This is a genomic window from Rothia similimucilaginosa (assembly GCF_029850985.2).
In the GTDB taxonomy this organism is placed as follows: Bacteria; Actinomycetota; Actinomycetes; order Actinomycetales; family Micrococcaceae; genus Rothia.
Window position 1 is genome coordinate 567,718 of sequence record NZ_CM138149.1, and the last position, 21,980, is coordinate 589,697.

At 57.8% G+C, this 21,980-nt stretch carries 21 protein-coding genes; 11 read left to right on the plus strand and 10 right to left on the minus strand.

Features of this window, described 5'->3' with window-relative positions:
* Positions 1-69: 69 nt before the first annotated feature.
* The 3 genes from QFX07_RS02470 to QFX07_RS02480 all read right to left on the minus strand — a co-directional run bounded on the left by QFX07_RS02470 (position 70) and on the right by QFX07_RS02480 (position 2,178).
* Complete coding sequence (locus tag QFX07_RS02470; RefSeq protein ID WP_044150247.1) at positions 70-327, minus strand: GlsB/YeaQ/YmgE family stress response membrane protein; 258 nt, start codon at positions 325-327, stop codon at positions 70-72.
* Between the two features lie 206 nt (positions 328-533).
* On the minus strand, positions 534-926 hold the full coding sequence (locus QFX07_RS02475; RefSeq protein ID WP_012903126.1) for a DoxX family protein: 393 nt from the start codon (positions 924-926) through the stop codon (positions 534-536).
* A 496-nt stretch (positions 927-1,422) separates the two neighbouring features.
* Positions 1,423-2,178 carry an LppP/LprE family lipoprotein gene (locus tag QFX07_RS02480; protein WP_279755119.1) on the minus strand — a complete coding sequence of 252 codons (756 nt, stop codon included), beginning with the start codon at positions 2,176-2,178 and terminating at the stop codon, positions 1,423-1,425.
* Positions 2,179-2,453: 275 nt separating this feature from the next.
* Here QFX07_RS02480 and tpx point away from each other — a divergent pair, with 275 nt between their 5' ends.
* Positions 2,454-2,954 (plus strand): thiol peroxidase, encoded by a 501-nt coding sequence (tpx, locus tag QFX07_RS02485; protein WP_070593671.1) that lies wholly within the window; start codon positions 2,454-2,456, stop codon positions 2,952-2,954.
* 248 nt (positions 2,955-3,202) lie between these two features.
* Here tpx and QFX07_RS02490 read toward each other — a convergent pair whose 3' ends face one another.
* The 3 genes from QFX07_RS02490 to QFX07_RS02500 all read right to left on the minus strand — a co-directional run bounded on the left by QFX07_RS02490 (position 3,203) and on the right by QFX07_RS02500 (position 5,697).
* Positions 3,203-4,117 (minus strand): AzlC family ABC transporter permease, encoded by a 915-nt coding sequence (locus QFX07_RS02490; protein ID WP_459741332.1) that lies wholly within the window; start codon positions 4,115-4,117, stop codon positions 3,203-3,205.
* Positions 4,118-4,126: 9 nt separating this feature from the next.
* Positions 4,127-4,462 carry a branched-chain amino acid transporter permease gene (locus tag QFX07_RS02495; RefSeq protein ID WP_279741147.1) on the minus strand — a complete coding sequence of 112 codons (336 nt, stop codon included), beginning with the start codon at positions 4,460-4,462 and terminating at the stop codon, positions 4,127-4,129.
* Positions 4,463-4,905: 443 nt separating this feature from the next.
* Positions 4,906-5,697: an AzlC family ABC transporter permease gene (locus QFX07_RS02500; protein WP_279755121.1), complete on the minus strand. Its 792-nt coding sequence runs from the start codon at positions 5,695-5,697 to the stop codon at positions 4,906-4,908.
* A 222-nt stretch (positions 5,698-5,919) separates the two neighbouring features.
* Between QFX07_RS02500 and QFX07_RS02505 the strand changes: the two genes are divergently transcribed.
* From QFX07_RS02505 to QFX07_RS02525, 5 genes are all read left to right on the plus strand, one after another.
* Entirely contained in the window at positions 5,920-6,417 is a 498-nt protein-coding gene (locus tag QFX07_RS02505) for an OsmC family protein (RefSeq protein WP_279755122.1), read from the plus strand.
* Between the two features lie 313 nt (positions 6,418-6,730).
* Entirely contained in the window at positions 6,731-8,224 is a 1,494-nt protein-coding gene (locus tag QFX07_RS02510) for an amino acid permease (RefSeq protein ID WP_279741141.1), read from the plus strand.
* Positions 8,225-8,400: 176 nt separating this feature from the next.
* Positions 8,401-8,916, plus strand: a complete 516-nt coding sequence (locus tag QFX07_RS02515) for an NUDIX hydrolase (protein ID WP_279755123.1) — start codon at positions 8,401-8,403, stop codon at positions 8,914-8,916.
* A 149-nt stretch (positions 8,917-9,065) separates the two neighbouring features.
* Complete coding sequence (locus tag QFX07_RS02520; RefSeq protein WP_279741136.1) at positions 9,066-9,653, plus strand: LOG family protein; 588 nt, start codon at positions 9,066-9,068, stop codon at positions 9,651-9,653.
* A 42-nt stretch (positions 9,654-9,695) separates the two neighbouring features.
* Positions 9,696-10,400 (plus strand): pyroglutamyl-peptidase I, encoded by a 705-nt coding sequence (locus QFX07_RS02525; protein ID WP_279755138.1) that lies wholly within the window; start codon positions 9,696-9,698, stop codon positions 10,398-10,400.
* A 153-nt stretch (positions 10,401-10,553) separates the two neighbouring features.
* Here the strand turns inward: QFX07_RS02525 and pgi are convergent, their stop codons facing one another.
* Positions 10,554-12,230 carry a glucose-6-phosphate isomerase gene (pgi, locus tag QFX07_RS02530; RefSeq protein ID WP_279755124.1) on the minus strand — a complete coding sequence of 559 codons (1,677 nt, stop codon included), beginning with the start codon at positions 12,228-12,230 and terminating at the stop codon, positions 10,554-10,556.
* 129 nt (positions 12,231-12,359) lie between these two features.
* Here pgi and QFX07_RS02535 point away from each other — a divergent pair, with 129 nt between their 5' ends.
* The 5 genes from QFX07_RS02535 (at position 12,360) to dapC (ending at position 19,324) form a co-directional block, all read left to right on the plus strand.
* Positions 12,360-13,298: an NAD(+) diphosphatase gene (locus tag QFX07_RS02535; RefSeq protein ID WP_279755125.1), complete on the plus strand. Its 939-nt coding sequence runs from the start codon at positions 12,360-12,362 to the stop codon at positions 13,296-13,298.
* A 210-nt stretch (positions 13,299-13,508) separates the two neighbouring features.
* Positions 13,509-15,422, plus strand: a complete 1,914-nt coding sequence (gene typA / locus QFX07_RS02540) for a translational GTPase TypA (protein WP_279741127.1) — start codon at positions 13,509-13,511, stop codon at positions 15,420-15,422.
* A gap of 410 nt (positions 15,423-15,832) precedes the next feature.
* Positions 15,833-17,182 carry a PIG-L family deacetylase gene (locus QFX07_RS02545; protein ID WP_279741124.1) on the plus strand — a complete coding sequence of 450 codons (1,350 nt, stop codon included), beginning with the start codon at positions 15,833-15,835 and terminating at the stop codon, positions 17,180-17,182.
* 488 nt (positions 17,183-17,670) lie between these two features.
* Positions 17,671-17,991 (plus strand): ferredoxin, encoded by a 321-nt coding sequence (fdxA, locus tag QFX07_RS02550; protein WP_279741121.1) that lies wholly within the window; start codon positions 17,671-17,673, stop codon positions 17,989-17,991.
* A gap of 193 nt (positions 17,992-18,184) precedes the next feature.
* Positions 18,185-19,324 (plus strand): succinyldiaminopimelate transaminase, encoded by a 1,140-nt coding sequence (gene dapC / locus QFX07_RS02555; RefSeq protein WP_279755126.1) that lies wholly within the window; start codon positions 18,185-18,187, stop codon positions 19,322-19,324.
* Between the two features lie 178 nt (positions 19,325-19,502).
* Here the strand turns inward: dapC and QFX07_RS02560 are convergent, their stop codons facing one another.
* Genes QFX07_RS02560 through QFX07_RS02570 form a run of 3 tightly spaced genes read right to left on the minus strand, consistent with a single transcriptional unit; the run spans position 19,503 to position 21,972 of the window.
* A complete protein-coding gene (locus QFX07_RS02560) occupies positions 19,503-20,441 on the minus strand; it encodes an amino acid ABC transporter permease (RefSeq protein WP_279741117.1) in 939 nt (312 codons plus the stop codon).
* Positions 20,438-21,121, minus strand: a complete 684-nt coding sequence (locus QFX07_RS02565; RefSeq protein ID WP_279755127.1) for an amino acid ABC transporter permease — start codon at positions 21,119-21,121, stop codon at positions 20,438-20,440. Before QFX07_RS02565 ends, QFX07_RS02560 begins: the two co-directional genes overlap by 4 nt.
* Before the next feature lie 20 nt (positions 21,122-21,141).
* Entirely contained in the window at positions 21,142-21,972 is an 831-nt protein-coding gene (locus QFX07_RS02570) for a glutamate ABC transporter substrate-binding protein (RefSeq protein ID WP_279755128.1), read from the minus strand.
* Between the last annotated feature and the right edge of the window lie 8 nt (positions 21,973-21,980).

A 21,980-nucleotide genomic window follows, 5' to 3' on the forward strand; every position in this document is an offset into this window, starting at 1 on the left:
CTAGGGGAGGTGCCGCCTTTTGCTTTATAAAAATTGCTTAGGTTTTAAAAGAAATTGACAAATATCTCTTTACTTTTTACCGGTCAAGCCCATGTACAGGGAAATAGTTAGCATTGCAGCAATAATTGAGATAATCCAGCGGATCCAGTCAATGCCGCTAGTGTCTGCAACACCCAGCTGGGTTGCTGCCCAGGTACCGATAGCCGCGCCGACAGCACCGCAGATAATGGTCCAAAGAATTGAAATATTCTGACGGCCTCGCATAAAGAAGCGTGCAAGTGCACCAATGATTGCGCCGGTAATAATAGTGCCAATAAAAGTACCCATTGTCATCTCCTTGGGTCAATATATCTGCCACTGTGGCAGATAGTAGGTTGATTTCAATTATCAATTATACGTAAATATAATGCAAGAAGAACTTATGAGAGCTTTTATTAAGCTAAAAGCACCTTAATGTTTTATCTCTAAAACACTAAGGTGCTTTTCTCTTCAATGAGATGAGTGTCGAATGTATCGAATGGTGAATGTATTGGCTACTTCGACTTACGCCAAATCTTCAGTGCGCTACAAATCATCGGCAGCTGCAGGGGTAGGCGACCGTACGCAATAGCCTTACGCTGAGTGGACTGGTTACGCGCATCCAGCGCCATCTGAATGTTTGCGGGGAATACTGCAACAAACAGCAGAGCCGCAAGCAGGCCACCGGCACGGCGGGTCTTGTCATTAGCCAGCAGGGCAGCGGTGCCCAGCTCAGCTACACCCGAGCCGTGAGTGTATGCGTGGGGAGGACCCGGCAGGTACTTCGGCACAATCGAGTCGAAGGGATCCGGGATGATGAAGTGCAGAGCACCCATCACAGCGAGGGCGCGAGCCATGCGAGTAGCCGAGCGCTCAGCGCTATACTCTTTCTTCTTAAAAATACTCATGCTCCCATTATGCGCCTGTCAGAGGCGTATTCCTTGGTTCAAGGGCATGTTGAACCACTGCGTGTTTGATTGTCTAGAATGCGGACTCAGCACGTCACACAGAAAAACATTGTTCAAAGGCAGGTAAGATAGGAAGCGATGGCATCACGTGCGGATGACGCCCCGCCTGCCCTCACCTTTGGGTGAGTCGCCAGGGGAGCAAAACACCGGGTGCCTACCGGAACAATCAAAGGAGTTATACCGTGAAGAAGATTCTGTGCATCGCTATCCTGGCAGGCGCCGCATACTTCGGTTACAAGAAGTTCGTTGCCTAAACAGCTAGCCCTCGGGCGCTCTACATATCCTTGAGCAACGAAAAACCCGCCGTCTCACATATGCGCCATATGCGAGACGGCGGGTTTTCTTGTATGCCCAACTTCCTGAGTTTTAAACGCGTAGATTCTGGGTTGCGAGACTATGAGACGGATTGTCCAGTAGCTCGGCCTAGTAGCTCGGCCTAGTAGCTCGGCGGAACCTCACCGGTCATCACAACCTTGTTCTGCGATGAGCTCCAGCTGAACTCAGCGGTCGTGCGGCCGCTTGCGCTGGCGGAGCTCTCATCGCCCTTCACATAGCGGTAGGCCACACTAATCGAGCTGTCCGAGGTGCGGGTAATCACCGGGGAGAATGAGTATGGCTCATAGGTTGCGGTACCAATGAACTTGCTGCGGTGGAACAGCAGAATGTGGTGCGCCATCGAAGAGATACAGCAATCAGACGGGGAAGAACCCGGAATCGCGTCAATCCACGACAGCTCAGCACAGGGGTCATAGCCCTCATAAGTGCTGGAAACGTTCGTCCACTGATCCCACCTGCTCTTATTCTTCAAATTGCGCAGCGCCTTAGACACCACGGTCGATGCAGAATCAGAGGCACAGGTGGAGTCCTTCTTCAGGTCAGACTTCGGATCAGCGTTCTTCGACTCGGAGGCGGTCGGCTCAGCATGAACTGTAATCGTCACCACCGACGGCGCCGGAGCAGGTGACGAAGCACTCACGGATGCACTCGGGCTCGCCGACGGGGTGGGGAACAACTCCTGCGTAGAAGTAGCGCTCGCTGAAGCAGAAGCGCTACCAGAAGAAGACACCACGGTACCAGAAACAGCAGAATCAGTGCTTGCCGAGCAAGAAGTGACAACAAGAGCTAGAGCGGCGCCCAGCGCAGGTAGAGCTAAAGAGGTACGACCGGTAAAGTGGCGGCGTGTAGAAGACATGAATACTCCTCAGATGCGCATCAGCGCACATCAGTACTGGTCATGAAGCGAATAGTGAACTCGTCCAGTATAGGGAAAAAGAGGCGGGCGCGCGGTGCGTGCGGTCAGTGCCGTTCGTTACCGTAGAGTCACAGACCGGGATTACCGTTAGACAGCCGCTACAGCAGGGCCAGAAGAAGTGAAGTAACGTAGCAGGAAATCAGCTATGCGGAAACTCCGCCCACTAGTACCTGTGCCCCCTTGCACACCCGCCGCATCCAAGGGACAATGAAGGTATGGCTGAAGTAACTCTACATAATGAACTCGTAATCCACACCAACGGTGACCTTCCCGCAGTCGGCGCAAAGCTGCCCGAATTCTCGGTTCTCGCGGCTGATCTCTCCGAGATTTCCTCCGCAGACTTCGCAGGTAAGAACCTGGTGCTGAACATCTTCCCCTCCGTCGACACCGGTGTGTGCGCAACCAGTGTCCGCACATTCAACAAGCAGGCTGCAGGCCTGGAGAACACCGTCGTGCTGTGCGTCTCCAACGACTTGCCCTTCGCAATCGGCCGCTTCTGCGCAGCCGAGGGCATTGAGAATGTCGTCACCTCCTCTGCTTTCCGCTCCTCCTTCGGTGAGGACTTCGGCGTGAAGCTCGTGGACGGCCCCCTGGCTGGCCTGCTGGCACGCTCCGTGGTTGTTGTGAACCCCGACGGTGAGGTTGTCTACACCGAGTTGGTTCCCGAGACCACTAACGAACCCAACTACGAAGCAGCCCTGGCAGCTATCAAGTAATCGTAGATTTGGTCGCTATCGAACCAATATCCGGCGGGAGCCAAAGCAATAAGCGTTGACTCCCGCACAGTACTTCCGCCCGAGGAACCAGCTCGGCGGTAACAGCACAGCAGATACTGAACGTCTACAGCGCATCACGATGGGGTTCATTCACACATGCGGCTGGCGACAGCGTAACGCCCCGCCCACCCGAAGTACCGGGTCGGCGGGGCGCTTTACTATATCCAGACTTAGTGCGCGACCCAGACTTAGTGTGTGGGGGCGCCGGGATGGCCGGGAACGCCGGCTTCGGCAGGTTCCTCATCGGCTACCAGCATATGCTCCGGCAGGGTGCTGCGGCGCTTAGCCACAACAAAACGCGACACCAGCAACAGAATGTACACCACCATCGAAATCAGTAGCATCGACTGTGGTGCCACCAGCAAACCAACCGCCGCAGACGCAGCAGCCATCACACCAATCAAATGATCCTTTGACGCCTGGTAAGCATCGATGGCGAGCACCGCAAAGAGCGCCGTCATCACAAAATCCACGCCCTTGAGCTCACTCAAGAAGCTTGCACCCAGCATATAGCCGAGCGTTGCGCTCGCCAGAACACTCAGATGTAGGCCCGCATGAATCCATAGGATACGGGAACCACGCAGCTTATGGCGGTCCGGGCCAGTGTTCAGCGCGTACGCTTCATCGATGAGCGTGTACACGGTGTAGAACTTCGCCAACCCACCACGCACCCGCTCAATCGGATACGAGAGACCATACATGAGGTGACGTGAATTAATGAGCAGAGTCATCACGGCGATAGAGAACAGTGAGGCATGATTCGACACCATATCAATCAGCACGAACTCTACCGAGCCAGCAAAAACAACGGTAGGTAGCAGAGGCGCCACCCAGAACGGTAGATGGTAGCTGTGGACAAGCACACCCAAACCAATACCGACAAAGAACAAACCCAGCATAATCACACCGGCGATGCGCACCGCCTCTGTGAAGCCGCTCTCTCGCGGCTGCTGAGAGCCTTGCGCATCGGGGGAGGTAGGCGCCTCCACCACGGGAAGCATACCGGTTAGCGGAAGAGCGGAGGCAATAACCTGCTCAACCTGTTGCTGGGTTGCCTGCTGAGGTGAGGTTTGAGAAGAAGCAGAATTCTTAGAGATGTTCATCATGACCCCCTAGAAAACCCAGTTAGCCAACACAACGCAGGTGACGGTACCCGCCACCATGCTCAGCACCATATTCTTACGCCACAGGTGCACCCCCACGGTCACCACCAGGCCCGCAAGGTACGGCGCTGCCGTAGCGAACGAGGAGTAATTAATCTTCGCCACCGCATAGATGGCAAGTAGTGCGACCGCGCCGAGCGGAATCCAGTGGCTGAGCGCATCCAGTAGTTCGGAGCCAGCCAGAGCCTTTTTCAGACCGAAGGGGAGCAGGCGCAACAGAAAAGTAATTCCAGCAGCAATGAACACCGCAGCAAGAATATATCCGGTGGTTACTTCACTGTTCATAAGGTTTATCTCTTTCTGCACTACCTCCCCCAAAGACCCATGAAAGAGTGAAAGAACCCTGAACGAAGCGTGTGGGTGAAGCCGTGAAAAAAGGGCAGGGAGAGCCTACTCATAGAGAAGGCGCTCAGTAGTGCGGTAGGTACGTGAGTTGATGAAAGCCGCGAATAGTGAGGTGGAGGGGTATTCCTTCCGGGCAGAGACTACATCTCTGTATGACCTCGGGTGGTGCCGCTCCCGGTGCGGTGTTACTCCGGGGCGGCACAGCGTTCTGCGTCGCTAGTTTCCTTAGCGGTGTCTTTCATCTGAGTCATGGGTACCTCAACTTCTGGGGGCCTCCGTGCAGGTTCGCATGTGAAGGCGTCTTTTGAATCCTAGAAATAGAAAGAGGGGAGAGCGGTGCTCTTCATCTATCCTAGCGGGTTTTGAACACATATGTAATGTTCTTACTGTTGTGTGGAAGCGGGCGCATCAGCGGTAGTGGTGGTGTCGCTACTCTCAGTTGTTTCTGCATAAACAGTACGATGCGGCAGGGTGCCGCGGCGCTTCGCTACCGGGAAGCGCACCAACAGTAGCACCACATACGAACCCAACGCCATCACCAGGAAAGAGGACGGCGCAAAAACTAGGGCTACCGTGGCAGAAATTGCCATAAATAATGCTGCCACACGATCCGGGTTAGCACGGTAACCGTCCATGGCAAGCACCGTGAAGAGTGCTACCATCACAAAATCAACGCCCTTTAAATCGCTCAAGAAGCTTGCACCGAGCACATACCCGAGGATTACGCTCAGAATCCATGAGACGTAAATCAGAGTGTTTACCCACAGGATGCGTGCACCGGAACGGTCATTGCGGTCAGGGCCGGAGTTGAGAGCAAACGCCTCATCACAGAGAGTGTGAATGGCGAAAAGCTTAGCCCAGAAACCCTTGATCCTGTGTAGAGGATAGGAAAGACCGTACACTAGATGGCGGGCATTCACGAGGAATACTGTCAACGCAATCGACGTGATAGAGGCACCACCAGAAATCATGCCCACCATCAAAAACTCCACCGAGCCGGCAAACACCAGTGAAGAAATCAGTGGTGCCGCCCAAAAAGGCATATGGTGCGCACTCAAAATAACACCCAAACCCAAACCCAGCACCGCGATACCGAGCATCACCACGGAAGAATCCGCCATAACCAGACGGATATTATTATGTGTCGTACGCTCAGTGCCGGGGGTCTGTGCCATCAAAGAGTTCCTTGTGTGCGTTGTGCTTTTCAAAAAATTTGCTGTGTGCGCGAGCGGCTTCGAAGCCCCACCGCGGTTTTCCAGTGTATAGGAGCGCTTAGATGGCCGTCGAGAAAAAGAGACCGGGAATAAAATACGAGAAACACGCTTATAGTGAATGACACTAAACAGCGCGGCGCTGAATAACCTGGCGACCGCACAAGCAACCCGAAAGGAATCTCAATGGCTGAGCAGAACAACACCGGGCAGACTGCAGAAGAGCAGAAGAAAGTCTATGAACGCCAGCAGGAACGCCGAAAACTCGACAACTACCGCCAGACCAAGATTGAGCGCATCGACCGCCTGCACTACCGTGCCTACGGTGCCAACGGCGCAACACTCGACTTCGGTGTGGGTGAGGGCCTGCTAACCCCCGTCGAGCTACTACTCGCCGCTATTGCCGGATGCTCCTCCGTGGATGTGGACGCGGGCACCTCCCGCCGCTCCACCCCCGAGGTGTTCGAAGTGCTCGCCTCAGCACTGAAGCAGACCGAAGATGGCGCGGTGCGCCTCGACGACGTTGAGGTGGACTTTGACGTGCGCTTCCCTGAGGATGAGCAGGGTGCTAAGGCGCAGAAGATGGTGGACCGTCTGATTCAGCTCAGCGAGCAGAAGGACTGCACCGTTTCTCGTACCGTGGAACACCCCACGAACGTTTCGTTCTACAACCTGGCTGACTAAAGCCTGGCGAAGTAGATAAGCCAGGGGAACCTAGTAAACAGGTTTTGAACCCTCCTGTACCGCTTGTGATGAGATGGTGCGGGAGGGTTTTTCTGTGTTTTTGTGGTTTTGGGGTGGAAAAGAGCCTGAAAAGCGAGTAGGATTGACCCTCAGATTAGAAAAACTTACGATACGTAAGAAACCCTAATGATTGAAGAATTTCTTGACAGCAGGCTAAACCTTCGGCGACACCACCCGCAGCAAGACTAGACTGGACACCAGACTAGACCGCTAGCAAACGCACGAAGCAAGAGCCTCAGAAAGAAGACCTGACATGGCACAGCCTACAGAGACTTCCGGCGTTGCATCGGAAGCCACCTCCGCAGAGGGCGAACTGAAGCGAGGCCTCTCCGCCCGCCACATGCAGATGATCGCAATCGGCGGCGCAATCGGCACCGGCCTCTTCGTTGCCTCCGGTAAGACCATCTCCACCGCAGGCCCCGGCGGCGCAATCCTCGCCTACGCCCTCATCGGCATCATGGTGCTCTTCCTCATGCAGTCCCTCGGCGAGATGGCTGCTCACCTGCCCGTCCCCGGCGCATTCCAGACTTACGCGGCACGCTACGTGTCTCCGTCCTTTGGATTCGCCATGGGCTGGAACTACTGGTTCAACTGGGCGATTACCGTCGCTGCCGAACTCGTAGCCGTCGGCGAGGTGATGAGGTACTGGTTCCCGAACGTCCCATCCTGGGTATGGGCGGCAGGATTCCTCGTGCTGCTGACCGGCATCAACGCCCTCTCGGCACGCTCCTACGGTGAGAGTGAATTCTGGCTCGCCACCATCAAGGTCGTCACCGTGGTCGTCTTCCTCATCGCAGGTATCGCCATGATCTTCGGCATCCTGGGCGGTAGCTCCCCGGGCGTCTCCAACTGGACTGTTGGTGAGGCACCCTTCGTCGGCGGCGCACCCGCCGTACTCGCCATCTTCATGGTGGCTGGTTTCTCCTTCCAAGGCACCGAAATGATTGGTGTGGCAGCCGGCGAATCTGAGAACCCCCGCCGCGACGTGCCCCGCGCACTGACCAGCGTGTTCTGGCGCATCATGCTCTTCTATATCGGTGCGATGGTCGTCATTGGCTTCCTAATTCCTTACACCGACCCGAACCTGCTCACTGCAGCGGACGGCAACATCAACATCTCCCCGTTCACCCTCATTTTCGAACGTGCGGGTATTGCTTTTGCGGCAGCCATCATGAATGCCGTGATCCTCTCCGCAGTGCTCTCTGCAGGTAACTCGGGCCTATACGTTTCGGCACGTATGCTCTTCGCGCTCGCCCAGGAGGGTAAGGCACCGAAGATGTTCACCCACATCAACTCCGGTGGCGTGCCCATGAATGCGCTACTGGCCACCGCCGCAATCGGTGCGGTCGGCTTTATCGCCGCACTTCTCTCGCCGGATGGTGCGTACCTGTGGCTGGTGAACGTGTCCGGTCTGGCTGGCTTCATTACCTGGGTGGGTATCGCCGTGGCTCACTACCGTTTCCGCCGCGCATACCTGAAGCAGGGCAACAGTTTGAAGGATCTGCCCTATGTGGCGCCGTTCTTCCCCGTGGGCCCGATTATAGCCTTCCTCATGTGCCTGGTCGTTATTGGTGGCCAGAACTATGAGGCGTTCTTGAGCGGTGACTGGGCTGGCGTGCTCAGCTCCTACATTGGTCTGCCCGTGATTATTGCGGTCTGGCTGGTGCACCGCGTGGTCACTCGTGACCGCATCATTCCGCTGGAGCAGATTGACGTGAGCGGCATTGATGTTAAGGTTTCGAAGTAATGCGAACATGCAGAACTATTGGCTGCAATAGCTGATACGTGAAGAGCCGCCGGTTCCCCCATAAGAGGGGAGCCGGCGGCTCTGCTGATGCAGAGAGTTCCCCATCGAGGAGATGAACGTCTTTATCCGTGGGCTGAGTCAAGAATTTGAAGCGTCCAGATGCTAGGGTGGAAAGCATGCAGAACAACCCCTATACCCCTGCCGGCGCGTCACACACCGGGCAGCCCGCCGCTACACATGGCGCTATCGATAATGCACATCGTATTGTGAACGTGTGCGCTGTAGCCATCCGCACTAAGGACGGGCTTGTTCTGACCGTGCGCAAGCAGGGTAGTGACGGGTTTATGATGCCCGGCGGCAAACCTGAACCGGGGGAGACCCCGCTACAGACCGCCTGCCGTGAAGTAAGCGAAGAAATCGGACTCACCCCCGACCCCATCCGGATGCACTACCTGGGCATTCTGAAGGCGGCGGCATTGAATGAGGTCGGCTTTACGGTACGCGCCGAAACCTACGAATACTCACCCACCGACGAGCAGCACGAACAGCTGGCTACGCTGGTGCCGCAGGCTGAAATCGCCGAGCTGCGCTGGGTCAACCCTGCCATGAGCAGCCCCTCCGATTCTGATGCGCAGGCACCGCTGAATACAGAGCAGATTTTCCCGCTACTGGCGCGCACCCCGCTACCTTAACCGTTGAGCCCAACGTGCCTCTGAACTGGCGGGTGGCACACATGAGGTACACAGGTGCATCCGGTACTCTCAACACGGCAACATCTATCGCGGGTAGAACGCATAGAGGCGCTCCACCCCGGAAACCCTTATACACCCCAAGGAGAACCATGAAGAAGACTGACTACAACCTTGCCGTCTACTGCGGTGCACGCTCCGGCAACGACCCGCTCTTCACCACCCGCGCCCAGGAGCTCGGCACTCTCTGCGCCCAGAACAATATTGGCGTGGTGTACGGTGGCGGCCGCACAGGCCTCATGGGCACCATTGCGGGCGCAACCCTGGATGCCGGCGGCGTGGTCTACGGCGTGGTCACCCACAAACTGGTCGGATTGGAGGGCGTGTACCCCGGCCAGACCACCCTCGAAATTGTGGACACCATGCACCAGCGCAAAATCGCCATGATTGAGAAAGCCGACGCATTCGTTGCCATGCCCGGCGGCCCCGGCACCCTCGAAGAGTTCTTTGAAGTTTTTAGCTGGCAGTTCCTTGACATTCACTCCAAGCCGGTGGCCCTGCTAAACGTCAACGGCTACTGGGATAAGCTTATCGACGCCATGCACTACATGGCGTCCACCGGCCTGCTCAACGAACGCTACCTGGATGAGCTCATCATCGCCACCACCCCCGAAGAGCTACTGGAGGCGCTCGCCAAGGACCTGGAGCGCCGCGCCACCAACAAGAACGCCGCTGAATAAAACCAACACTGCATAAAACCAACGCAGAAAACGAGATTGACTATGGTAACCACCCCGAGCCAGGCACGTACCCTGCTGCTGACTTTCTTCGGCCCGTTCCCCGGTGTGCCCGTGAACCCCACCGTAGTGCTCGCCGAAGGTGCTCAGCGTCTGCTGACTCAGATGCGCCCGGATTTGAACGTCATCATCCGCGAGCTGCCCGTCAGCTACGACGGCTCCAGCACCGCCCTGCGCACCGCCCTGCAGGAGGTACAGCCCGATGCGCTCATCAGCCTGGGTGTGGCGGTTGGCCGCGACGTGCTCAGCCTCGAACAGGTCGCTATCAACCTGGATTCTGCCGGTATTGAAGATAACGACGGCGACCAACGTTGCGATGAGCCAATCGCCCCGGGAGGTCAGGAGGCGTACTTCTCCTCCCTGCCGGTGCGCGCCAGTTTTGAGCGCCTGCGTGCGGCAGGAGAGCCGGTCGAGATCTCGTACACAGCCGGAACATACGTGTGTAACCACGTGTTCTACGAGGGGCAGCGCATTAGCCGTGAACTGGGTTTGAGCATTCCCGCCGGATTCGTGCACGTGCCCGCAACGTGCGCCGACGGCGAAGAGAGTACCGAAGGCATCGGTATGACCGCTCACCGTGACGCCGGTGGCGTAGTCCGTGACGAGCAGGGCATCCCGCAGCTACCTGAATCCACCGTGGTGCGCATTATTGCCGAGGTCGCCTCCGACACCCTGCCCGCAGTGGACTAACAGCACGGCATTGAGCTAGAACCCGTACAACAAAACCGCCGGATAGCCTCCCTCACTGGGATCCTATCCGGCGGTTTGTGTATTTGTGCTGAGCTAATTTGCGCTGGGCCAACACAGCCAGGCTATAACACCGGCACATGCAGGCTCACACTACTACTTGGTGCGGTTCTTCAGGTAGTAGTCAATTAGAGAAGCGGTCGAAGAATCCTGACGAGCCAGAACCTCACGGTCACCTTCAATAGCGGGAACCAAATCCAGCGCCAGCTTCTTACCCAGTTCAACACCCCACTGGTCGAAGGAATCAATGCCCCAAACAACACCCTGAACGAAGGTGATGTGCTCGTACAGGGCAATCAGGGAGCCCAGAACGCGCGGGGTCAGGCGCGGCGCCATAATGGAGGTGGAGGGGCGGTTACCGCTGAAGATACGTGCGTTGACCACGTGCTCTGCGGTGCCCTCTGCACGAACCTCTTCCTCGGTCTTACCGAATGCGAGAGCCTGAGACTGTGCGAAGAAGTTAGCCAGGAACAGTTCGTGAACGTCCTGCTCGCCGTCCTTGGTCGGGTGGACCGGGTTAGCGAAGGCAAGGAAGTCTGCGGGAATCAGGCGGGTACCCTGGTGGATCAGCTGGTAGAAAGCGTGCTGGCCGTTGGTGCCGGGCTCGCCCCAGAACACTTCACCGGTTGCGTAGTTGACGAAGGAGCCGTCCGCTCGAACGGACTTACCGTTGGACTCCATGGTCAGCTGCTGCAGGTAGGCGGGGAAGCGGTGCAGGTACTGGTCGTAGGGCAGAACCGCGTGGGTCTCTGCGCCGAGGAAGTTCACATTCCAGATGTTCAGTAGACCCATCAGAACGGGCACGTTCTGAGCCAGGGGAGCGGTGCGGAAGTGCTCATCTATTGCGTGGAAGCCCGCGAGGAAGTCAGTGAAAACCTTCGGGCCGAAAACGATAGCCAGGGAGGTGCCGATAGCGGAGTCTACGGAGTAGCGGCCGCCAACCCAGTCCCAGAAGCCGAAAGCGTTCTCGGGGTCAATGCCGAATGCTGCAACCTTATCCAGTGCGGTGGAGACAGCCACGAAGTGCTTAGCCACAGCCTCGGAAGCTTCCTTACCTTCCAGCGCGTCAGCCTCAGCCAGTGCGGACAGCAGCCATTCGCGTGCCACGCGCGCGTTGGTTAGGGTTTCGAGGGTGCCGAAGGTCTTAGATGCGACGATGAACAGGGTGGTCTCGGGATCTAGGTCGGAGACCTTCTCAGCCACATCGGTCGGGTCAATATTGGAGATAAAGCGTGCGGTGATGCCTGCATCAGCGTAGGGCTTGAGAGCCTCGTACACCATGACCGGGCCCAGGTCGGAGCCACCGATACCGATGTTCACAACGGTCTCGATACGCTTGCCGGTGATGCCGGTCCACTGGCCGTTGCGCACGCGCTCAGCGAATGCGTAAATCTTCTTCAGTACGGCGTGTACGTCTGCGTCTACGTCCTGGCCGTCAACGGTCAGTGCCGGGGTGTAACCCTCGGGGCGGCGCAGAGCGGTGTGCAGTACTGCGCGGTCCTCGGTGACGTTAATGTGCTTGCCGGAGAACATTGCCTCGCGAGTCTGCTCCAGCTTGACCTCTTCAGCGAGCTTGACCAGCAGTTCAAGGGTTTCGGAGGTAATCAGGTTCTTGGAAAGGTCGACGTGCAGTTCGTCGGCGGTGAAGCTGAGCTTCTGCGCGCGTTCCGGGTCAGCGGCAAACCATTCGCGCAGGTTCGGAGTGAGGGACTTGTGATGAGCGGACAGAGCAGACCACGCGGAGGTGGTCGTAGGGTCAATAGAAGTAGTCATGGTTCCATTCTCTTATTTTCGGGTGCCTATGTCACCTCTTTCGAGGGTGAGATAGGACGATACTGCGAAAAAATCGAAACCTGGCACGCCATTGTGTGCCTTGCAGTATCAAGATGTAGAGTAAACCCCATGACTTCTTCACCTGAACACACGCATGAGACTATTTCTGAGAGCGCATTGCGCTACCTGCTCATTTCTCGCGAAGGGGAAACCCTCCTCAACGATGAGGGAACCGTGCACTATCTGACCGGTAGTGATTCTGCCGAACTGCTGCCTGAGGAAGCTATCCTGGCGCACAGCATAATCCGTCCCGCCGCTTACAGCGATGACGTGAAGAAGAATGGCACGGCAGAGGTGCACGTGATTTACTGCGAGGACAAAACCCTCGCGCAGGTTGCCACCGAGCTGAACAACCCTCGGGTGCGCGCCTCCAGCAGGGGCTTCCGCTACTACCCGGTCCACGAGGACCCGGAAGGTCGTGCCCACTACGCCACCGCCCTGGCACGCCGCGACTACCTCATCGACATGCGCTACTCCGCCTACAGCGGTGAGGAGGCGCCCCTCGGTTCCAAGGGAATCCGCCGCACCGCCTCGGGCGAAATGGTGTTCCCCCGCATTGAACCCGCCGTGATGGCGCTGGTGACCAGCCGTGACGGCGAGCGCGTGCTATTGGCGAATAACCGCCAGTGGCACCCCAACCGCTTCGCTCTCATCGCCGGTTTCGTTGACCCTGGCGAAAACCTCGAGGAGGCAATCGCCCGCGAAGTCTACGAAGAAACCGGCTTGCACGCCCTCAGCACCGAGTACCGCATGAGCGATGTGTGGCCTTTCCCGCGTTCGCTCATGATTTGCTACCGGGTGCACGTGGATGAGAACGAAACCATCATCCACCACGATGGCGAGATTCGTGCCGCACGCTGGTTCACCGCCGCTGAGCTGCGTGAGGCAATTGCTCTTTCGGAGGAGCGCGGCAACAGCGACGAGGACGACCCCGCAAAACTGGAGTTGCCCGGCACGAACGCTGTCGCTCGCCGCATGATTGATGAGTGGCTCACGGAAAAGCCCTAGTGATACACTGGTAGCTAAGCCCAACGGAGGGGGTCCGTTTTGGCGTGCCCGGAAACGTTCTCATCGCAGAGCGGGTCCATCGGCAAATACCCAAACCGGCAAACGACCACCAGATACCTATCTGTAGGCACTGCCCTGTGACCTCCTGTGCTGTCTAGAACGCACCCGTTGGCAAGACTATCCCCTAGATTTAAGCGAGAAACTTAACGCATGTCTGAAAACACCGCTTCGCGCCCCGACCTTCGCAATGTGGCTATCGTGGCACACGTTGACCACGGTAAGACCACCATCGTCGACGCGATGCTGCAGCAGACCCACGCCTTCTCTGCCCACGCAGATGTTGAAGACCGAGTCATGGACTCCGGCGACCTCGAAAAGGAAAAGGGCATCACCATTCTGGCGAAGAACACCACCGTGTTCTACAACGGCCCTTCCGCCAACGGTGAGACCATCACCATTAACGTGATTGACACCCCCGGCCACGCCGACTTCGGTGGCGAGGTGGAGCGTGGCCTGTCCATGGTTGACGGCGTTGTGCTGCTCGTGGACGCATCCGAAGGCCCGCTGCCCCAGACCCGCTTCGTGCTGCGTAAGGCACTGGCTGCTAAGCTGCCCGTGATCCTCGTGGTGAACAAGGTTGACCGCCCCGACTCCCGTATTGACGAGGTCGTTGGCGAGTCCATGGACCTGCTGCTCGGCCTGGCATCTGACCTGGCGGACGAAGTTCCCGACCTGGACCTGGACGCTGTGCTGAACGTTCCGGTGGTGTACGCATCCGGTAAGGCTGGCGCTGCATCCCTGAACCAGCCCGCAGACGGCCAGCTGCCCGACAATGATGACCTGGAGCCGCTGTTCAAGACCATCATCGAGCACGTACCCGCCCCCACCTACAACCCGGATGAGGTTCTGCAGGCACACGTGACCAACCTGGACTCCTCCCCGTTCCTGGGCCGTCTGGCACTAGTCCGTATCTTCAATGGCACCCTGAAGAAGGGCCAGACCGTTGCGTGGGCACGTCACGACGGTGAAATCAAGAACGTCCGCATCTCCGAACTGCTGGCAACCAAGGCTCTCGAGCGCGTTCCCGCAGAGTCCGCTGGCCCCGGCGAGATTGTCGCAGTGGCTGGTATCGAGGACATCACCATTGGTGAAACCCTCACCGACGCTGAAAACCCCAAGCCCCTGCCGCTAATCAAGGTGGACGATCCCGCGATCTCCATGACCATCGGTATTAACACCTCCCCGCTGGCTGGCCGCGTCAAGGGCGCAAAGGTCACCGCACGTCAGGTGAAGGACCGCCTGGACCGCGAGCTAATCGGTAACGTGTCCATCAAGGTTCTGCCCACCCAGCGTCCGGACGCGTGGGAAGTTCAGGGTCGTGGCGAGCTCGCCCTGGCTATCCTCGTGGAGCAGATGCGCCGCGAAGGATTCGAGCTGACTGTGGGTAAGCCCCAGGTGGTGACCAAGACCATCGACGGCAAGGTCTACGAGCCCATGGAGCACATGATTATTGACGTGCCCGAGGAGTACCTGGGCGCTGTCACCCAGCTGATGGCTGCACGTAAGGGCCGCATGGAGAACATGGCGAACCACGGTACCGGCTGGGTTCGTATGGAGTTCGCTGTTCCCGCACGTGGTCTGATTGGTTTCCGCACCCAGTTCCTGACTGAGACCCGCGGTGCCGGCATCTCTTCCTCCTACTCGATTGAGCACGAGCCTTGGGCTGGCGACATTGAGTACCGTACCAACGGTTCGCTGATTGCTGACCGTGCCGGCGTGGTCACCCCCTATGCGATGATTAACCTGCAGGAGCGCGGCACCTTCTTCGTAGAGCCCACCTCTGAGGTGTACGAGGGTATGATCGTTGGTATGAACTCCCGTGCAGACGACATGGAAGTTAACATCACCAAGGAAAAGAAGCTGACCAACATGCGTTCTTCGACCGCGGATAACTTCGAAAACCTGACCCCGCCGAAGAAGCTGACCCTGGAAGAGAGCCTGGAATTCGCTCGCGAAGACGAGTGCGTTGAGGTGACTCCCGAGGCAATTCGTATCCGTAAGGTCATCCTGGATTCCAACGAGCGTGTCCGCGAGTTCCGCCGCCGCGCCCGTGCGAACGACTAATACAGCGCTAGCGATTAATACAGCGCGACTATGAGTGTTAGTAGTGCGTTAGCGACTCACCTGCTGTAGCGGGTGTCGTTGCTCAATCGTGTCGTTACCCAAGAGCCGCCGCTACCTTCCGAAGAGGAGGTAACGGCGGTTCTGTTTAATTTAATCACCACGATCTGTTTGGGAAATAACGGCGGGGGAGAATGGAGAGGAGAGACGGTGCTTTTGCTTTCTGCCGAAAAACCGCCTTCCGAGAAGCCCGAACACCTCGCGCTGTACATGCGAGTGTGTAAGATAAAAATAATGCGCCTGCAAGGTGGCGGTACCCGTCCGCCGCTCAACATCTGCCGCCAACGATGTAAATTGCCGGCGCCCTATTGACCGTTCAAGAAACCCAACCCTGCGTATGAGAGGGAAAGCCTGTGTCTGAAACCGAGAACACTCAGCCTGATTCTGCGACCCCCAGCTACCCCACGCAGGGTGAGCGCATCGCCCCCGGCTCGCGCCGTGACCTGCTGCCGAATAACTACGATGCGAAGAAGGCGCGCATCCTGTTCGTGCATGCGCACCCGGACGATGAAACCTCCTCGACCGGCGCAACCATGGCGTACTACGCACAGAAGGGTGCGGAGGTGTACCTGCTGACCGCTACCCGCGGTGAGCTGGGCGAGGTCATCCCCGAGGAGCTGCACCACCTGGAGGTCGGTAAGCTCGGCTGCCGTGATAACGGTGAGGCGCTGGGCGAGTACCGTACCGGTGAGCTTGCCGGCGCTGTTAAGGCTCTGGGCGTGAGGAAGCAGTTCTTCCTGGGCCAGGAGCCTGCTGTCGCTGAGGGTGCGCTACCCCTGTACCGTGACTCCGGCATGGCGTGGGGCCCGGAGGGTAAACCCGTCGCTAACCCGGTAGCGGCGGAGGAGTCGTTGACCGCCCAGCCGCTGGAACCGCAGGCTCAGGCTTTGGTTGCCGCTATCCGTGCTCTCACCCCGGACGTTCTGGTTACTTACGATTCGGACGGTGGCTACGGCCACCCCGACCACGTGCGCGTGTACGAGATTGTGCGCCGTGCCCTGCAGATCCTTGAAGACGACGAGGACCGCCCAATTCTTACCTGGGGTATTGAGGGTGAGTTTGACGCGGATGATCAGCGCCTGCAGGCCGCTATTTACGGTGACGGCACCACCAAGCGCAAGGCAATGGAGGCGCACCGCACCCAGATTACGGTCGTGGACGAGAAGACTTTTGAGTACTCAAATAAGGTGCCGCAGAAGATTTCTGCCGTGGAGACTTTCCGCGTGCTCGACGGTAATCCGACCGCGACCGTGCACCCGAAGCCGCAGGAGGCTGGTCTGGTGGCGGGCGTTCTGACCGGCTCGATTCTGGGTATTTTTGCTGGTATTGCCGGGTCGATCTACCACGCCTGGGTTGTATACGTGGGGGAAACCGCCCTGCCCCTCGGCTTGCTGGTCGCGTACCTGACGGTCTTCTTCACTGCCCTGTGGTGTGCCCTGTCGTTGCGTCGCGGCTACGCTGCGGCTGTCGTGGCTGTTGCGGTGTTCGTGACCGTGTACGTGCTCGGTTACAGTCGTCCCGATTCGCCGTTTGTTCTGGTGAATCCGGGCCATTCGGCGATTGGCCTGTACGGTGCCCTGTGGTGGTTCGGCGCCCCTGTCGCGGCGATGCTTGGCATGCTCGTGTACACGCGCGCTCGCGTGAAGGACGCGCAGTATTTCTCGCCGCGTGCGGCGCATCAGCGTGCTCGCGCCAAGAAGTAGGCTGAAGCCTATCACTACGTCATAATCTAAGGGGAGGGGTGTTCCGGTTAGCCGGGACACCCGTCTGACGTTTTTGGGGTGCTACACCGCTGCTGTCTTCTAAACCCGTCGGATAGAGGGCAATAGGAAAGAAAATATATGCGTTATTCGGTGAATTGTGCGGGGTGGAAATAGCGATGACTTCATCAAAAAATTCATGTGATGAAGATTTCATTTTTGGCTTAATCTATTTTTAAAAGCCTGCGGACTAGCAATAACGCAAAGAAATACCAGGTCAGCCTAGCCTAAAAAATACCCCCACAAACCCATGAGACCACTGTCTGATACGCCACGAAAATACGGTTAAACAGCCGGTGCGCGATAGACTATACACAGACTTCCCCGCCGGGTACCAACTACTCGGCGGTTTACTCTGTAGATTCTGCCCTGCAGCAGACGACCCGCAGAACGGCGGGCACGGGGCGAACAGCTTGTAGAAAGGCACACCAATGACCTACGTAATCGCGCTTCCCTGCGTGGATGTCAAAGACCGCGCATGCGTTGAAGAATGCCCCGTCGACTGTATCTACGAAGGCGAACGCACCCTGTACATCCACCCGGATGAGTGCGTGGACTGTGGCGCCTGCGAACCCGTCTGCCCCGTAGAAGCAATCTACTACGAAGACGACGTCCCCGAAGAGTGGACCGAATACATCAGCGCCAACGCAGACTTCTTCGATGACCTGGGCTCCCCCGGTGGCGCAGCAAAGCTCGGCCCTACCGGTAAGGACGTGCCCTTCATCGCGGCGCTGCCTCCTCGTGGCGAATAATAACCTGCGTTGAATAATAGCTATAACCGCATAGACTGATCGCACCCGCTATAGGGTGCCAAGAGCCTCCATCTAGCACCCGGTGCCCACACACCGTCTACGCGCTGGAATGGAGGTTCTTGCTATAGGCACGCCAGCGCCCGGACGCTAGACTAAAATGACGAAAACTATTCCCAACCAACCAGGTGACACTATGACTTACGGCCTTAACCTGCCCGAATACCCCTGGGAGGCGCTCGCCCCCTACCGCGCAACCGCAGCCGCCCACCCGGATGGTCCGGTGGACCTGTCCATCGGCACCCCGGTCGACCCGACCCCGCAGACCATTCGTGAGGCGCTGGCGGCAGCCTCCGACGCACCCGGCTACCCGACCACCCACGGCACCCCCGCCCTGCGTGAGGCTATCGCCGAATGGTTTGCGCGCCGTCGCGGCGTGACCGGTCTGAACCCGGAAGCTATTATGCCCACGGTTGGTTCGAAGGAGCTCGTTGCGTGGCTGCCGTTCCTGCTGGGTCTGGGCCCGGGCGATGTGATTGTGTATCCCCGCGTTGCGTACCCCACCTACGATATGGGCGCCCGTTTTGCTCGCGCCGAGTCTGTTCCCGCAGACAGCCTGGACGAGCTGGATGCTGACACCCGTAGCCGTGTGAAGCTGATTTGGGTGAACTCACCAGCGAACCCGAACGGTGTGGTGCGTACCGTGGAGCAGCTGCGTGAGGTTGTGGCGCAGGCGCGTGAAATTGGTGCCGTGGTGGCATCTGATGAATGCTACGCGGAGCTCGGTTGGGGTGCTTGGGATGAGGCGTGCGGCGGTCAGCCGGTGCCGTCCATCCTGGATCCTCGCGTGTGCGATGGTGACTTCACTGGCCTGTTCGCCGTGTATTCACTTTCGAAGCAGTCGAACCTCGCCGGTTACCGTGCCGCGTTCATTGCCGGCGCCCCCGAGCTGATGCCGAACCTGATTAATAGCCGCAAGCACGCCGGCATGATTGTGCCCGCCCCGGTGCAGGCTGCCATGATGGTGGCGCTGGCTGATGAGGCGCATGTGGCGGCGCAGAAGGACCTGTACCGTGCCCGCCGTGAGGTGTTGGAGGAGGCGATTACTGTCGCCGGTGGTCGCATCGAGAATTCTGAGGCGGGCCTGTACCTGTGGACCACCTTCGGTGAGTCCACCTGGGATTCAATTGGCCGTCTGGCGGAGCTGGGTATTATTGCTGGTCCCGGTGTGTTCTATGGCGAGGACGGCGAAGGCTACGTACGTATCGCCCTGACCGCCTCCGATGAGGCTGTAGCGAAGGCTGCCGAGCGTCTGAAGGCATCTGTATCTCAGTAGCTTTGCTGCTCTGTAATCCGGGCAGCGGTGCGGCTCCAGTAGCTGTGTAGCCCCGGCAGCTAACTAGCCCGAGAGACAGAGAAAACCCCGCACCCTCCTGAAAGGGGAGTGCGGGGGCTTTGCGGTATCTGCATATCGTCGTTGGCTGGGGAGCCGGGACGATAGGGAGGGGAGGAAGCTACTTGCGGCCGCCGGGCAGAACGAACATCTGGACGGTTGGCGGGTTCGGGTTGTCCAAGGCATCCGGGATCAGGTTACGGGTCACTTTAGCTGAGGTTCGTGAAGCCAAACGATCCGTAATGCCGGTTGCTACCGCGGTCAGCACGAAGTTCACCGTCACGAAGATCGCCGCCGCCAGAATCAGGGTCTGCAGTACGTTGCCGTCACCGGAACCGATGCGTCGGGCTGAAGCCAGCAGCTCCGGGTAGGAGATGATGTAACCGAGCGCGGTGTCCTTCAGAATCACCACGAACTGGCTGAGCATCGACGGCATCATTGCAGTGAAAGCCTGAGGAAGGAGAATCCGAATCAGCGTCTGGGTCGGGGTTAGACCAATCGCAAGACCCGCCTCACCCTGGCCGCGTGGAAGCTGCTTCACGCCCGAACGGAGTAGCTCAGCGATCACCGAACCGTTGTACAGGGTCAGACCAACAACCACGGCGATGAAAGGTAGCTGAGCAGGCGGAAGACCGCTGTACTTGCCCAAAAAGAGCCAGAAGAAGATCATCATGATCAGCACCGGCACGGCGCGGAAGAATTCCACGACCACGGTGCCGAACCAGCGGGTAATGCGGTACTGGGATAGTCGAGCAATACCGAAGACCACACCGAACGCAACCGAGGTAACCACCGAAACCGCTGCCGCCGACAGGGTTGAGGCAAGGCCCGGCAGGTAGTAGGAACTCCAGGCGCGGGCGGTGAACAAATCAGTCCATTTTTCTGCCTCCAGCTGCCCCTTCTGACCCATAACGGTCAGCACATAGACCGCAAATAGTGCAAAAAGGACTACCGCAGCAATGTTGAAGATACGGATACGACGCTGAGCAATAGGACCTGGCTCGTCGAAAAGCACCGAAGAAGTGGCGCGGGTTTCATCACTGATAAAGGGGTTTTTCATCTCTTCACCGCCAGCTTACGGGATGACCAGGTGGTCAATGCACCAATGGGAACAACAATGATGACGAAGCCTATCGCAAACATAATAAAGATAGCGAGCACCATGTTCGCATCGAACTCAATCATGGATTTCATTAGCCCGGAGGCTTCAGCCACCGACGCGACCGAGGCGACAGTGCTGTTCTTCGTCAACGCAATTAGGGTATTACCAAGCGGGGTAATGGCACCGCGTAGAGCCTGAGGGAAAATCACCAGGCGGGCGGTATCGAAGAAACCCAGGCCGATAGCGCGGGCTGCTTCTGCTTGACCCTTCGGCACGGTGTTTACACCCGAACGGATTGCCTCGCAGATAAATGCTGAATGGTAGATTGACAGGGCAATGACCGCGTACACGAAGAAGTTCGTGTCGAAATCGTGTGAGAAGGAGAGCTGGAACTGCGTCCATACACCCAGAATGGCGAAAGTCATCATGATGGTGAGCGGAGTATTACGGACAGTGTGTACGTAGGCGGTGCCCGCCCAGCGCAGGGACGGGACGGGGCTGATGCGCATGAGCGCCAGCACGGTACCGAGGACGAACGATCCAATAGCCGCCCAGAAAGTCAGCTGAATATTGGTCATGAAGGCGCCAACCACATCGTACTTGGACAGGAGAGCGCCGAGTTGGTCAAAGAATGACATTCGTGAACCTCTCTAGAGGCCTAGGCGCAGGAGGTGCCCAGGTGCGGTGGGTTGGTTTCCGTGTTGTAGTGGTAGCCGGTGTCTTCGGTGTACTTGGTGATGAGTTTCTCCCAGGTACCGTCAGCTACCATTTCGTTGATGGCATTATTCACAGCTTCACATTTGTCGGTCCCCTTGGGCAGACCCACACCGTAGCGTTCAGCGGTAAAGGGGGAGCCGACCACTTTTAGCTTGTCCTTGTTTGCCTTGGTTGCTGCTAGACCGGCGAGGGTAATGTCGTCGGTGGTGACGGCATCTACCACGCCACCATTGAGGGCAACCACACAGTCGGAGTAGCTATTCTGCTTGACCAGGTTCACATTCTTGGCGAATTTGTCCTGGACTTTTTTGGCGCTCGTAGAACCGGTTACAGAACAGAGGTTCTTTCCGTTCAAATCATCCGGTCCGTGGATGTCATTGTTATCGACACGAACCAGCAAATCCTGACCGGCAGTGTAGTAGGGACCTGCGAAGTCTACGGTCTTCTTGCGGCTCTCAGAGATAGAGTAGGTCGCAAAAATCATGTCTACCTGGCCGGTATTGAGCATATTTTCGCGGTTAGACGCTGGAGACTCGACGAATTCAATCTGGCTTTCGGAGTATCCAAGCTTACCGGCGACGTAGCGCGCTACCTCCACGTCGAAGCCGGTGTAGGTGTTGCCGTCCTGATAACCGAGGCCGGGCTGGTCTACTTTAATGCCGATGCGGATCTTATTGCCGCTGTCTGCGCTGGAACATCCGGTGAGGACGCCGGTTAGAGCGAGGGATGATGCCGCGGCGAGTGCTGCGAGCTTGCGTGAATATTTTTGCATGTCGGGCC